Here is a 13049-nt window from a genome sequence, read left to right as displayed (position 1 = left end):
CATGGTCGCCACCGTTCGCCACCCGCAACCCGCCATCGGCCGCTCCGCGCGCAAGCCGATGCCACGGGGTGCCAGTCGCATGGTGGCGAAGGAACCCCTGGCAGCGCGTTTGCCGAAGCCGGACCTGGCCTTGTTCAAGCGCCTGGGCTGGCCGCTGATGCTGGTCGCGCTGGGTTTCGGCTTCTACGAACTGGGCCAGCGCCTGTTGCCCTATGCGGACCGGCCGATTGCCCGGGTCAGCGTGCAAGGCGACCTCAGCTACGTCAGCCAGCAGGCGGTGCAACAGCGCATCGCGCCCTTCGTCGAGGTGAGTTTCTTCTCCGTCGACCTGCGGGCGATGCGTGCCGAGCTGGAGCGCATGCCCTGGATCGCCCACGCCGAGGTGCGGCGGGTCTGGCCTGACCAGGTGGACATCAGCCTGGAAGAGCAACTGCCGATTGCCCGCTGGGGCGCCGGAGCGCTGTTGAACAACCAGGGGCAGGCGTTTACGCCGCGCGAACTGGCTCACTACGAACATTTACCGCAGCTCAACGGTCCGAAGCGGGCACAGCAGCGGGTGATGCAGCAGTACCAGATGCTCAGCCAGATGCTGCGACCACTGGGCTTCTCCATTGCTCAGCTCGAGCTGCGCGAGCGCGGCAGCTGGTTCATCTCGACTTCGCAGGGCATCGAGCTGCTGCTGGGGCGGGACCATGTGGTGGAAAAAATGCGTCGCTTCAGTGCCATCTATGAAAAAGAGCTGAAGGCACAGGCCGAGAACATCGCCCGCATCGACTTGCGCTACGCCAACGGCCTGGCCGTGGCCTGGCGCGAGCCCGAGGCGGCAACGGCGGCGAACGTCGCCGTGAAGAACTGAGGAGTAGAGCAATAACCATGGCAAACGTGCAGAGCGGCAAGATGATCGTCGGCCTGGACATCGGCACCTCCAAGGTGGTGGCGCTGGTGGGCGAGGTGGCGGCCGATGGTCAGCTGGAGATCGTTGGCATCGGTACCCATCCCTCGCGCGGCCTGAAGAAGGGCGTGGTGGTGAACATCGAGTCCACCGTGCAGTCGATCCAGCGCGCTGTCGAAGAAGCCCAACTGATGGCTGGCTGCCGCATCCACTCGGCCTTCGTCGGGGTGGCCGGCAACCATATCCGCAGCCTGAATTCCCACGGCATCGTCGCCATTCGCGATCGCGAGGTGAGCCCGGCGGATCTGGAGCGCGTGCTCGATGCCGCCCAGGCGGTGGCGATTCCCGCCGACCAGCGGGTGCTGCACACCCTGCCGCAGGACTACGTGATCGACAACCAGGAAGGCGTGCGGGAGCCACTGGGTATGTCCGGCGTGCGCCTGGAGGCCAAGGTGCACGTGGTCACCTGTGCGGTGAATGCCGCGCAGAACGTTGAAAAATGCGTGCGTCGCTGTGGGCTGGAAGTCGACGACATCATTCTCGAGCAACTGGCCTCGGCCTATTCGGTACTGACCGAGGACGAGAAGGAACTGGGCGTCTGCCTGGTGGACATCGGCGGTGGCACCACCGATATCGCCATTTTCACCGAAGGCGCGATCCGCCACACGGCGGTGATTCCGATCGCCGGCGACCAGGTCACCAACGACATCGCCATGGCTCTGCGCACGCCGACCCAGTACGCCGAGGAGATCAAGATCCGTTACGCCTGTGCGCTCGCCAAACTGGCCGGCCCCGGCGAGACCATCAAGGTGCCGAGCGTCGGCGAGCGGCCGCCGCGTGAATTGTCGCGCCAGGCCCTGGCCGAGGTCGTGGAGCCGCGCTACGACGAGCTGTTCACCCTGATCCAGGCCGAACTGCGTCGCAGCGGCTACGAGGATCTGATCCCGGCGGGCATCGTGCTCACCGGCGGCACGGCGAAGATGGAAGGCGCGGTCGAGCTGGCCGAGGAGATCTTCCATATGCCGGTGCGCCTGGGCGTGCCGCACACCGTCAAGGGCCTGGCCGACGTGGTGCGCAACCCGATCTATTCCACGGGCGTGGGGCTGCTGCTCTACGGCCTGCAAAAACAGGCCGAGGGCATCTCCCTGTCCAACTTCGGCTACAGCAGCGACGAACCCAAGACACCTGTTCTGGAACGGCTCAAGCGCTGGGTCCAGGGCAACTTCTGATGCGGTAGTGGTAGGCGTTACAACTAGAAAAGGAAAGGAGAGAAAAATGTTCGAATTAGTAGACAACGTGCCGCAAAGCGCGGTGATCAAAGTGATCGGAGTCGGTGGTGGCGGCGGTAACGCGGTCAATCACATGGCGAAGAACAACATCGAAGGCGTCGAGTTCATCTGCGCCAATACCGATGCCCAGGCGCTGAAGAACATCGCCGCGCGCACCGTGCTGCAGCTGGGCACCGGCGTGACCAAGGGCCTGGGCGCCGGGGCCAACCCGGAAGTCGGCCGCCAGGCGGCCATGGAAGATCGCGATCGCATCGCCGACGTGCTGCAAGGCACCGACATGGTCTTCATCACCACCGGTATGGGCGGCGGCACCGGCACCGGCGCTGCACCGATCATCGCCGAGGTGGCCAAGGACCTGGGCATCCTCACCGTGGCGGTGGTGACCCGGCCGTTCCCGTTCGAAGGCCGCAAGCGCATGCAGATCGCCGACGAAGGCATCCGCGCGCTGGCCGAGAGCGTCGACTCGCTGATCACCATTCCCAACGAGAAGCTGCTGACCATCCTCGGCAAGGACGCCAGCCTGCTGTCCGCCTTCGCCAAGGCTGACGACGTGCTGGCCGGTGCCGTGCGCGGCATCTCCGACATCATCAAGCGTCCGGGCATGATCAACGTCGACTTCGCCGACGTGAAGACCGTGATGAGCGAAATGGGCATGGCGATGATGGGCACCGGTTGCGCCAGCGGCCCGAATCGCGCCCGCGAAGCCACCGAGGCGGCGATCCGCAATCCGCTGCTGGAAGACGTCAACCTGCAGGGCGCCCGCGGCATCCTGGTGAACATTACCGCCGGTCCGGATCTGTCCCTGGGCGAATACTCCGACGTCGGCAACATCATCGAGCAGTTCGCCTCCGAGCACGCCACCGTCAAGGTCGGCACCGTGATCGATCCGGACATGCGCGACGAGCTGCATGTCACCGTGGTCGCCACCGGTCTGGGCGCGAAAATCGAGAAGCCGGTCAAGGTTGTCGACAATACCGTGCAGGTCGCCCAGGCCAACCAGGGCGCCCAGGCTGCTCCGGCCGCCCAGCGCACCGAGCAGGGTGTCAACTACAAGGACTACGAGCGCCCCACCGTGCAGCGCCAGAGCCATGCCGGCGCGGCTACCGCGGCGAAGATGAACCCGCAGGACGACCTGGACTACCTGGACATTCCGGCTTTCCTGCGTCGTCAAGCCGATTGAAAGGGTTTATCAGGACTATGAAGGTGATTGGTGTTCAGCAAAGGCCGGTTCTGCTATCATCGCCGGCCATTGTTGAAAACAATTCGCAACTAGTGCTATAGCGGCCCATGCCATGATCAGACAACGCACCCTGAAGAACATCATCCGGGCCACCGGCGTCGGCTTGCACTCGGGGGAGAAGGTTTACCTGACCCTGAAGCCCGCCCCGGTGGATACCGGCATCGTGTTCTGTCGTACCGACCTCGAGCCGGTGGTGGAAATCCCCGCCCGGGCGGAAAACGTCGGCGAAACCACCATGTCGACCACCCTGGTCAATGGTGACGTCAAGGTGGACACCGTGGAGCACCTGCTTTCGGCCATGGCTGGCCTGGGCATCGATAACGCCTACGTCGAGCTCTCCGCGTCCGAAGTGCCGATCATGGATGGCAGCGCCGGTCCCTTCGTATTTCTGATTCAATCCGCCGGCCTGCAGGAGCAGGAGGCGCACAAGAAGTTCATTCGCATCAAGCGCGAAGTAACGGTGGAAGAGGGCGACAAGCGCGCCACCTTCGTCCCGTTCGACGGCTTCAAGGTGAGCTTCGAGATCGACTTCGATCACCCGGTATTCCGCGGGCGGACGCAGACGGCGAGTGTGGATTTCTCCAGCACCTCGTTCGTCAAGGAAGTCAGTCGTGCGCGTACGTTCGGCTTCATGCGCGACATCGAATTCCTGCGCTCGCAGAACCTAGCCCTCGGCGGCAGCGTCGAGAACGCCATTGTGGTCGATGAATATCGAGTGTTGAACGAAGACGGCCTGCGTTATGAGGACGAATTCGTCAAGCACAAGATTCTCGATGCGATCGGCGACCTGTATTTGCTCGGCAACAGCCTGATCGGCGAATTCCGTGGCTTCAAGTCGGGGCACGCCCTGAACAATCGTCTTCTGCGCGCACTGATCGAGCAGACCGACGCTTGGGAAGTGGTGACTTTCGACGACGCCCGCACTGCGCCGATCTCCTACATGCGCCCGGTTGCGGCGGTGTAAGCAAGACTCTCTTACCTTTCCTTTATCTTGGTGGCCACCTTCGGGTGGCCTCTTTTTTGCTGCGGTTGTTTCGGCGGCTGCAACGGTCAGCGGTTTTCGTCTGTCGCGGTATGGCTGGCAAGACGCTCCAGCGCCGCACGCAGCTTGGGGTCCTCGATGCCTTCGGCGCTGGCGCGAATACCTTCGGCGGCGGTCATCGAGAGCGTCAGATTGCGACCGTTTGCACGTCCCTGGCTATTGCGTGGTTGCACTTTGAAGTGGATTTTCGTTAAGTTCGCGAACTCTCCGAACGCCTGCAACTGGCGAAGCAGGCGGCGCTGCTGGTAGCGCAACCGGGTTGCCCAGTGGCCGTCGGTGACGATCAGCAGCAGGCAGCCTTCGCGGCAGGAGGCAACCTGGCAATGCTCGCGGGCTGCCGGTTGCAGCTGGCTTTCCAGTAGATTCTGAAGCTGGGTCAGGCGGCGCGTCTGATCGAACAGCGCTTTTAGCGGCTTCATCTCGCGCAACAATGCAGCGGGATCTTTTGCCGGCAACGGACGAAAAGTCATGGCAGGAGGCCTGAAATCGCAGAGCGGACATGGTAGCAGAACCCTGTTGCCCGGCCGCTGTGCATTAGGGGATTTGACCATGCACATTATATTGCTCAGCCGCCGCTATGGCGCGACGCGCTCGCTCAGTCTGGATTTGCGCTGGGTAGTTCTACTGCTGTCGCTGCTGGTCGGCTCATGCCTGGTTGGCGGGGCGGCGCTCGGCGCCTGGTGGTCGCCGCAGACCCCGCTGATCGTGCAGGATCCGCTGGTGACCCGGGCACTCGATGAGCAGCGTGCCGAGGTCAGCGCCACCCGGGTCGATGCGCAGCGTCAGCTGGACGCTTTCGCCGCCCACCTGGCCGAGCTGCAATCGCGCCTGACGCGCCTCGATGCATTGGGCGAGCGCCTGACCGAGTTGGCCGACCTGGATGCCAGCGAGTTCGATTTTTCCCTGGATGTCGGCCAGGGCGGCCCCGAGGAGACGCTCGAGGGCTCGGCCTACGCACCGCCGCCCTTCATGGAAACGCTCGATGAGCTGAGCGACCGCCTGGACAGTCGCGAGCAGATGCTGGAAGTGCTGGAGCAGATGATCGCCGAGCGCCGCCTGAGCGAAGCCGAGCACCTGTCCGGCCGGCCGGTATTGCAGGGCTACATCTCCTCGCCGTTCGGCCGGCGCAGCGATCCGCTGACCGGCCGGCTGAGCGTTCACAAGGGCGTGGACTTCGCCTCCAAGCCTGGCAGCGACGTAGTGGCCGTGGCGGCCGGCGTGGTGACCTGGTCCGGGCGCAAGCGCGGCTACGGCAACGTGGTGGAGATCAGCCACGCCGACGGCTATGTCACGCTCTATGCGCACAACCAGAGCAATCTGGTGCAGGTCGGCGAACTGGTCCAGCGCGGCCAGGCCATTGCCAAGGTCGGCAGCACCGGGCGTTCGACCGGTTACCACGTGCACTTCGAGGTCAAGCACAACGGTCTGGCCATCAACCCCTCCAGCTTCATCGCCCGTGCCGCGGCTGTGGAATAACGCGGCTTTCCTCTCCTACGTTTCCGAGTAGAATGCTGCCTTCGCATGCGGCCACGAAGGCTGCCCGGGCGACTCACGGGGCCGCCCTCCATCCATTGTGTGGAAGATCCTGTCGATATGTTTGCGCCTTTGTTGAAGAAATTCTTTGGAAGCAAGAACGAGCGTGAAGTCAAACGCATGCTCAAGGTGGTGCAGACCATCAATGCCCTCGAAGAGCAGATGCTGGCCCTGTCGGACCAGCAACTGAGCGCCAAGACCGAAGAGTTCAGGGCCCGTCTGGGCAAAGGCGAGACCATTGACCAGCTGCTTCCGGAAGCGTTCGCCGTGGCGCGTGAAGCCGGCAAGCGCGTCATGGGCATGCGTCACTTCGATGTGCAATTGATCGGTGGCATGACCCTGCACGAGGGCAAGATCGCCGAGATGCGCACCGGCGAGGGCAAGACCCTGGTGGCGACCCTGGCGGTCTACCTCAACGCCCTGGAAGGCAAGGGCGTGCATGTGGTCACGGTCAACGACTACCTGGCCCGCCGCGACGCCAACTGGATGCGTCCGTTGTACGAGTTCCTCGGCCTCTCGGTTGGTGTCGTCACGCCCTTCCAGCCGCCGGAAGAGAAGCGCGCCGCCTATGCCGCCGACATCACCTACGGCACCAACAACGAATTCGGCTTCGACTACCTGCGCGACAACATGGCCTTCAGCCTGGAAGACAAGTTCCAGCGCGAGCTGAACTTCGCCGTGATCGACGAAGTGGACTCGATCCTGATCGACGAAGCGCGTACCCCGCTGATCATCTCCGGCCAGGCGGAGGACAGCTCCAAGCTCTACCAGCAGATCAACCAACTGATCCCGCGCCTCACGCAGCACATCGAGGAAGAGGAAGGCGTGGTCACCCAGGAAGGCCACTTCTCGGTGGACGAGAAGACCCGCCAGGTCGAACTCAACGAGCAGGGCCACCAATACGTCGAGGAGTTGCTAACCCAGGCCGGTCTGCTGGCCGAGGGCGAGAGCCTCTATTCGGCCCATAATCTGGGCTTGCTGACCCACGTCTACTCCGGTCTGCGCGCGCACAAGCTGTTCCACCGCAACGTCGAATACATCGTGCAGAACAACCAGGTGCTGCTGATCGACGAGCACACCGGGCGCACCATGCCCGGTCGTCGCCTCTCCGAGGGCCTGCATCAGGCCATCGAGGCGAAGGAAGGGCTGCCGATCCAGGCCGAGAGCCAGACCCTGGCCTCCACCACCTTCCAGAACTACTTCCGCTTGTACAAGAAGCTGTCCGGCATGACCGGTACCGCCGACACCGAGGCGTTCGAATTCCACCAGATCTACGGCTTGGAAGTGATGGTGATCCCCACCAACAAGCCGCTGGCGCGCAAGGACTTCAACGACCTGGTCTATCTGACCCAGGATGAGAAGTTCGCGGCGATCGTCGCCGACATCAAGGAATGCCAGGCTCAGGGCCGGCCGGTGCTGGTCGGTACCGCCTCGATCGAAAGCTCCGAGTACGTTTCGCGGCTGCTGGAGAAAGAGGGCATCGAGCACAAGGTGCTCAACGCCAAGTACCACGAGAAGGAAGCCGAGATCATTGCCCAGGCCGGTCGCCCCGGTGCGGTGACCATTGCCACCAATATGGCTGGCCGCGGTACCGACATCCTGCTGGGCGGCAACTGGGAAGTGGAGGTTGCCGCGCTGGAGGCTCCCACCGACGAGCAGATCGCCCAGATCAAGGCCGAATGGCAGAAGCGCCACCAGCGCGTCATCGAAGCGGGTGGCCTGCATGTGATCGCCTCCGAGCGGCACGAGTCGCGTCGTATCGACAACCAGTTGCGGGGCCGTGCCGGTCGCCAGGGCGACCCGGGCTCCAGCCGCTTCTACCTGTCGCTGGAAGACAGCCTGATGCGCATCTTCGCCTCCGACCGGGTGAAGAACTTCATGAAGGCCCTGGGCATGCAGTCCGGCGAGGCCATCGAGCACCGCATGGTCACCAACGCCATCGAGAAGGCCCAGCGCAAGGTGGAAGGGCGCAACTTCGACATGCGCAAGCAGCTCCTTGAGTTCGACGACGTGGCCAACGAGCAGCGCAAGGTGATCTATCACATGCGCAATAGCCTGCTGGCTGCTGGCGACGTCGGCGAAACCATCGCCGAGTTCCGCAAGGAAGTGCTGACCAACGTCATCGACCAGCACATCGCTCCGCAGTCGCTGCCCGAGCAGTGGGACGTCGCCGGTCTGGAAGATGCCCTGGCCAGCGACTTCGGCGTGCGTCTGCCGATCCAGCAATGGCTCGACGAAGACGACAAGCTGTACGAGGAAACCCTGCGCGAGCGCATCCTGCAGGCCCTGCTGGATGCCTACAACGAGAAGGAAGATATGGCCGGCGCCGAGGCGCTGCGTACCTTCGAGAAGCAGATCCTGCTGCGTGTGCTGGACGACCTGTGGAAGGACCACCTGTCCACCATGGACCATCTGCGCCACGGCATTCACCTGCGCGGCTATGCGCAGAAGAACCCCAAGCAGGAGTACAAACGCGAGTCCTTCACCCTGTTCCAGGATCTGCTGGAGTCGATCAAGCGCGACACCATGCGCGTGCTCTCCCACGTGCAGGTGCGCCGCGAGGATCCCGCCGAGGAAGAGGCGCGTCTACGCCGCGAGGCCGAGGAACTCGCCCGTCGCATGCAGTTCCAACATGCTGAAGCGCCGGGCATGAACCAACCCGAAGAGGTGCCTCAGGACGAGGGCGTGGCGGTGGCCATGCCGGTGCGCGGCGAGCAGAAGATCGGTCGCAACGAAGCCTGTCCTTGCGGTTCCGGCAAGAAGTACAAGCACTGCCACGGGCAAATCGGTTAGGCCCGGTTAGGCTGAGTAAAGCGCCGCGACCGGCTCCTGCCGCTCGCGGCGTTTTTGAATCGACTTTTCGCCGCGCCGGCCGGTGCGGCGCCCATTGTTCCGCTGACAATTCTTAAGGAGCGCATACATGGCTGTTGGTCTTGGCCCTCTGCCGACCCTGCACCCGGTTCCCGGTTTCGAACTCGGCATCGCGTCCGCCGGCATCAAGCGTCCAGGGCGCAAGGATGTGGTGGTGATGCGCTGTGCCGAGGGCTCCACCGTGGCCGGGGTGTTCACGCTGAACGCCTTCTGCGCCGCGCCGGTGATCCTGGCCAAGCAGCGCGTGCTCGGTCCGGTGCGCTATCTGCTGACCAACACCGGCAATGCCAATGCCGGTACCGGCGAGCCGGGACTGACCAACGCCGCACGCACCTGTGCCAAGCTCGGCGAGCTGGCGGGGGTGCCGGCCAACGCGGTGCTGCCGTTCTCCACCGGGGTGATCGGCGAGCCGTTGCCGGTGGAAAAGATCGAGGCGGCCCTGCCGGCGGCGCTGGCCGACCTGGCGGAGGATCACTGGGCCGAGGCGGCGACCGGCATCATGACCACCGACACCCTGCCCAAGGGCGCCAGCCGCCAGTTCGCGCACGACGGCGTGACCGTCACGGTCACCGGCATCTCCAAGGGCGCCGGCATGATCAAGCCGAACATGGCGACCATGTTGGGCTACATCGCCACCGACGCCAAGGTCGCCCAGGGCGTGCTGCAGGACCTGCTGCGCGACGCGGCGAACAAGTCGTTCAACCGCATCACCATCGACGGCGACACCTCGACCAACGACTGCTGCATGCTGATCGCGACCGGCAAGGCCGCCCTGCCGGAAATCACCCAGTCCGGCGGCGAGTTGTTCGCCAAGCTCAAGGCCGCGGTGTTCGAGGTATGCATGGAGGTGGCCCAGGCCATTGTGCGCGACGGCGAAGGCGCCACCAAGTTCGTCACCGTGCAGGTCAACGGCGGGGCGAATCATCAGGAGTGCCTGGATGTCGGCTATGCGGTGGCGCACTCGCCGCTGATCAAGACCGCGCTGTTCGCCTCCGACCCCAACTGGGGACGCATCCTCGCCGCCGTCGGACGGGCCGGCGTGCCGCAGCTCGATGTGTCGAAGATCGACGTCTACCTCGGCGATGTCTGCATCGCCAGCCAGGGTGGCCGTTCGCCGAACTACACCGAGGAACAGGGTGCGGCGGTCATGGCCCGCGAGGAAATCGGCATCCGCATTGAGCTGGGACGCGGCACCTGCAGCGAAACCATCTGGACTACCGATCTTTCCCACGAGTACGTGAAGATCAACGCCGAATACCGCACCTGAGCCTCCGGGCCGCCCCCCGGCCCGCTCGCTATTCCCGCCAGGCATCCGGCAATGAGCACGTGGAATTTGCTTTTTGCCGGCTGCGCCTTTCATATGTCGCCTTGACTTATGGCTTATCCACAACGGAAGGGGAGGCGTCCATGGCGCTGCAACTGGTGATCGGCAACAAGAACTATTCCTCCTGGTCGCTGCGCGCCGCTTTGGCGCTGGCGTTGACCGAGGAGCCCTACGACGAGCTGCGTATCCCGCTGTTCCAGACGGGCAGCCGCGCGCGCCTGCTGGCCCAGTCGCCGACCGGCAAGGTGCCGGTGCTGCAGAGCGAGGAAGGTCCGATCTGGGACTCCCTGGCCATCGCCGAATACCTTGCCGAGCGCTTCGCCGAGTCCCATCTCTGGCCGCGCGGGCAGTATGCGCGCGCGGTAGCCCGTTCGATATGCGCGGAGATGCACAGCGGTTTCGCCGCCTTGCGTAGCCATATGCCGATGGACCTCAAGCGGAGCCAGGCGCTATCGACCATGCCGGCCGAGGTGGCTGCCGATATCGACCGGATCTGCGCACTCTGGGCCGATTGCCGCTCACGCTTCGGCCAGGACGGCCCGTTCCTGTTCGGCCATGCCAGCGTCGCCGATGCGTTCTACGCGCCGGTGGCGACCCGCTTGCGCAGCTACGCCGTCGAGTTGCCGGCAACCGCGGCGGCCTACGTCGAGACCATCTACCAGTGGCCGGCCTTCCAGCGTTGGTACCAGGCGGCCCTGCAGGAAACGGAGACGCTTTGATGACGCGGGTGCATGTCGCGGCCGCGGTGATTCGCGGTGCCGATGGCCGGGTGCTGATCGCCAGACGTCCCGAGGACAAGCATCAGGGCGGCCTCTGGGAGTTTCCCGGCGGCAAGGTGGAGGATGACGAGACGGTCGAACGCGCGTTGGCCCGGGAGCTGGAGGAGGAGCTGGGCATCCGCGTCGAGGCGGCTCGGCCGCTGATCCAGGTGCGCCATGACTATCCGGACAAGCAGGTGCTGCTGGATGTCTGGGAAGTGAACCGGTTCAGCGGCGAGCCCCATGGCGCCGAGGGCCAGCCGCTGGCCTGGGTTTCGCCGCGGCAGCTGGGCGACTACCGGTTTCCCGCTGCCAACCGGCCCATCGTTGCCGCGGCGCGCTTGCCCCAGACCTACCTGATCACCCCGGACAACCTGAGTGGCAGGGCACTGCTGCAGGGATTGCAACGGGCGCTGGATGACGGCATCCGTCTGGTGCAATTGCGCGCGCCGGAGATGTTCGATGCCGAGTACCGGCTCCTGGCCGCCGATGCCCAAGGCCTGTGCGCCGGCCGGGCCCAGCTGATGATCAAGGGGCCGTTGGAGTGGCTGGGCGACCTGCCCGCCGCCGGCTGGCACCTGACCGCCCGGCAGTTGCGCGAGCTGGCGGCCGCCGGCCGGCCGCTGCCCGCCGAGCGCTGGCTGGCAGCGTCCTGTCACGGTGCCGAGGAACTGGCGTTGGCGGGCGAGATGGGGGTCGACTTCGTTACCCTGTCGCCGATCCTGCCGACCCAGACCCATCCGCAGGCCGACCCCTTGGGCTGGCAGCGCGCAGCCGAATGGCTGCAGGGCTTCAACCAGCCCGCCTACCTGCTCGGCGGGCTCGGCCGCAAGGACCTGGAGCGGGCTTGGCAGGTCGGCGCCCAGGGGGTCGCCGGCATCCGCGGGCTGTGGCCGCAGGCATGAAACCCGAAGATCTGCAGTTGCTGGTCAGCCGTAGCATGCCCTACGGCAAGTACAAAGGGCGGCTGATTGCCGACCTGCCTGGCAACTACCTGGGCTGGTTCGCTCGGGAAGGCTTCCCGCCCGGAGAGATCGGGCGGTTGCTGGCGCTGATGTACGAGATCGATCACAACGGCCTGGGTGCCTTGCTGGAGCCGCTGCGCCGGACGGTTGCCCGCCAGCGCTGATTCGTAGGCGTTCTTCTTCGTTCTTCTTTCCGAACCAGGCGGTGCCCTGCGCTGTCGCGCAGCGGGCCTGCGCGTTCGCACATTGGTCATCGACCGGCGGTATGACCGTCTATCCCTGCGCGGTCAAGAAAATGGCGTCAAAACCGTTACGGTCTTGGTGGCCACTGTGCCCATCTGCCATTCACCACTTAGAACAGCAGCGCCAGCCTCCAAGGACGGGCTGTCTGCTGCCCAAGCAGTAGGTAGTAATGATGATTGATCTCAGCACCTGGAATCTGACGGTTCCCGTCGAAGAACCCGCCCTCACCATTTCCACGGCATCCGTGAATTCGGGCTACAGCAGCCCGTATTTCCAGCAGGTCGGCTCGACCCTGTTCTTCTGGGCGCCGGCTACGGGCACCTCCACGGGGGGGAGCGTCTATCCGCGCAGCGAGCTGCGGGAAACCTTCGCCAATGGCACGCAAAACAACTGGTATTACACCGCCGGCTCGCACCATTTGAGCGCCAGGCTGGCGGTGACCCAGGTGCCTTCCAGCGGCAAGGTCATCCTCGGCCAGATCCACTCGAAGGACAATTCCGCGCCGTTCGCCAAAATCGTCTATCGCAGTATCAAAGGCGTCGGCTACGTGACCCTGGAGCTGCGCAACCAGCCATTGGACCTGAAGAGCCCGGCGGTGCTGACCTACAAGAGCATGCCGCTGAACCAGCCCTTTACCTACGCGATCGACATTACCAACGGCGGCGACATCACCGCGCGCATCGACGGTCTGGTCTACAACGGGCGGATCGACCCGCTGTGGCAAGGCAAGCGCATGTACTTCAAGGCCGGCATGTATTCGATCGACAACGAGGGGCCGGAAACCGAAGGCGGGCGTGCCGAATTCTATGCCCTGGATGCCCATCACCTGCCGTGAGCCGATGGCTGTCACAGCGAAAAACCCGCCTTGGCGGGTTTTTCGTTTTGCGGCACT

General features: G+C 64.4%; 12 protein-coding genes. 11 read left to right on the top strand and 1 reads right to left on the bottom strand.

Annotated features, from left to right (window positions below; all coding sequences use genetic code 11):
- The first annotated feature begins 1 nt into the window (after position 1).
- The 4 genes from ACWKV7_RS10255 to lpxC all read left to right on the top strand — a co-directional run bounded on the left by ACWKV7_RS10255 (position 2) and on the right by lpxC (position 4385).
- Positions 2-856 carry a cell division protein FtsQ/DivIB gene (locus ACWKV7_RS10255; protein ID WP_483857560.1) on the top strand — a complete coding sequence of 285 codons (855 nt, stop codon included), beginning with the start codon at positions 2-4 and terminating at the stop codon, positions 854-856.
- A gap of 17 nt (positions 857-873) precedes the next feature.
- A complete protein-coding gene (gene ftsA / locus ACWKV7_RS10250; RefSeq protein WP_483857559.1) occupies positions 874-2121 on the top strand; it encodes a cell division protein FtsA in 1248 nt (415 codons plus the stop codon).
- A gap of 46 nt (positions 2122-2167) precedes the next feature.
- The gene (ftsZ, locus tag ACWKV7_RS10245; protein WP_483857558.1) at positions 2168-3361 is read left to right on the top strand and encodes a cell division protein FtsZ; all 1194 of its coding nucleotides are present in this window, start codon (positions 2168-2170) and stop codon (positions 3359-3361) included.
- A gap of 112 nt (positions 3362-3473) precedes the next feature.
- On the top strand, positions 3474-4385 hold the full coding sequence (gene lpxC / locus ACWKV7_RS10240) for a UDP-3-O-acyl-N-acetylglucosamine deacetylase (RefSeq protein WP_483857557.1): 912 nt from the start codon (positions 3474-3476) through the stop codon (positions 4383-4385).
- Positions 4386-4471: 86 nt separating this feature from the next.
- Here lpxC and ACWKV7_RS10235 read toward each other — a convergent pair whose 3' ends face one another.
- Entirely contained in the window at positions 4472-4933 is a 462-nt protein-coding gene (locus ACWKV7_RS10235) for a DUF721 domain-containing protein (RefSeq protein ID WP_483857669.1), read from the bottom strand.
- 79 nt (positions 4934-5012) lie between these two features.
- On the opposite strand from ACWKV7_RS10235, the gene ACWKV7_RS10230 reads away from it, so the two are divergent.
- The 7 genes from ACWKV7_RS10230 (at position 5013) to ACWKV7_RS10200 (ending at position 12992) form a co-directional block, all read left to right on the top strand.
- Positions 5013-5939 (top strand): M23 family metallopeptidase, encoded by a 927-nt coding sequence (locus tag ACWKV7_RS10230; protein WP_483857556.1) that lies wholly within the window; start codon positions 5013-5015, stop codon positions 5937-5939.
- Between the two features lie 117 nt (positions 5940-6056).
- The gene (gene secA / locus ACWKV7_RS10225; RefSeq protein WP_483857555.1) at positions 6057-8789 is read left to right on the top strand and encodes a preprotein translocase subunit SecA; all 2733 of its coding nucleotides are present in this window, start codon (positions 6057-6059) and stop codon (positions 8787-8789) included.
- A 127-nt stretch (positions 8790-8916) separates the two neighbouring features.
- Positions 8917-10134 (top strand): bifunctional glutamate N-acetyltransferase/amino-acid acetyltransferase ArgJ, encoded by a 1218-nt coding sequence (argJ, locus tag ACWKV7_RS10220; protein ID WP_483857554.1) that lies wholly within the window; start codon positions 8917-8919, stop codon positions 10132-10134.
- A gap of 140 nt (positions 10135-10274) precedes the next feature.
- Complete coding sequence (locus tag ACWKV7_RS10215) at positions 10275-10910, top strand: glutathione S-transferase family protein (RefSeq protein ID WP_483857553.1); 636 nt, start codon at positions 10275-10277, stop codon at positions 10908-10910.
- A complete protein-coding gene (locus ACWKV7_RS10210; RefSeq protein ID WP_483857552.1) occupies positions 10910-11854 on the top strand; it encodes a Nudix family hydrolase in 945 nt (314 codons plus the stop codon). Before ACWKV7_RS10215 ends, ACWKV7_RS10210 begins: the two co-directional genes overlap by 1 nt.
- Entirely contained in the window at positions 11851-12078 is a 228-nt protein-coding gene (locus tag ACWKV7_RS10205; protein ID WP_483857551.1) for a DUF3820 family protein, read from the top strand. Before ACWKV7_RS10210 ends, ACWKV7_RS10205 begins: the two co-directional genes overlap by 4 nt.
- Positions 12079-12326: 248 nt before the next feature.
- Positions 12327-12992, top strand: coding sequence for a polysaccharide lyase family 7 protein (locus ACWKV7_RS10200; RefSeq protein ID WP_483857550.1), 666 nt, complete (start codon positions 12327-12329; stop codon positions 12990-12992).
- The last annotated feature ends 57 nt before the right edge of the window (positions 12993-13049 follow it).

This window comes from Zestomonas ipomoeae (assembly GCF_057128665.1).
The sequence above is the reverse complement of the archived record's forward strand: the minus strand, read 5'-3'. Positions and strand labels throughout refer to the sequence as shown.

Coding starts and splice junctions, on each gene's coding strand:
- argJ (WP_483857554.1), top strand. CDS start 8,917: ATGGCTGTTGGTCTTGGCCCTCTGCCGACCCTGCACCCGGTTCCCGGT.
- secA (WP_483857555.1), top strand. CDS start 6,057: ATGTTTGCGCCTTTGTTGAAGAAATTCTTTGGAAGCAAGAACGAGCGT.
- ftsZ (WP_483857558.1), top strand. CDS start 2,168: ATGTTCGAATTAGTAGACAACGTGCCGCAAAGCGCGGTGATCAAAGTG.
- ACWKV7_RS10210 (WP_483857552.1), top strand. CDS start 10,910: ATGACGCGGGTGCATGTCGCGGCCGCGGTGATTCGCGGTGCCGATGGC.
- ACWKV7_RS10200 (WP_483857550.1), top strand. CDS start 12,327: ATGATGATTGATCTCAGCACCTGGAATCTGACGGTTCCCGTCGAAGAA.
- ftsA (WP_483857559.1), top strand. CDS start 874: ATGGCAAACGTGCAGAGCGGCAAGATGATCGTCGGCCTGGACATCGGC.
- lpxC (WP_483857557.1), top strand. CDS start 3,474: ATGATCAGACAACGCACCCTGAAGAACATCATCCGGGCCACCGGCGTC.
- ACWKV7_RS10215 (WP_483857553.1), top strand. CDS start 10,275: ATGGCGCTGCAACTGGTGATCGGCAACAAGAACTATTCCTCCTGGTCG.
- ACWKV7_RS10255 (WP_483857560.1), top strand. CDS start 2: ATGGTCGCCACCGTTCGCCACCCGCAACCCGCCATCGGCCGCTCCGCG.
- ACWKV7_RS10205 (WP_483857551.1), top strand. CDS start 11,851: ATGAAACCCGAAGATCTGCAGTTGCTGGTCAGCCGTAGCATGCCCTAC.
- ACWKV7_RS10235 (WP_483857669.1), bottom strand. CDS start 4,933: ATGACTTTTCGTCCGTTGCCGGCAAAAGATCCCGCTGCATTGTTGCGC.
- ACWKV7_RS10230 (WP_483857556.1), top strand. CDS start 5,013: ATGCACATTATATTGCTCAGCCGCCGCTATGGCGCGACGCGCTCGCTC.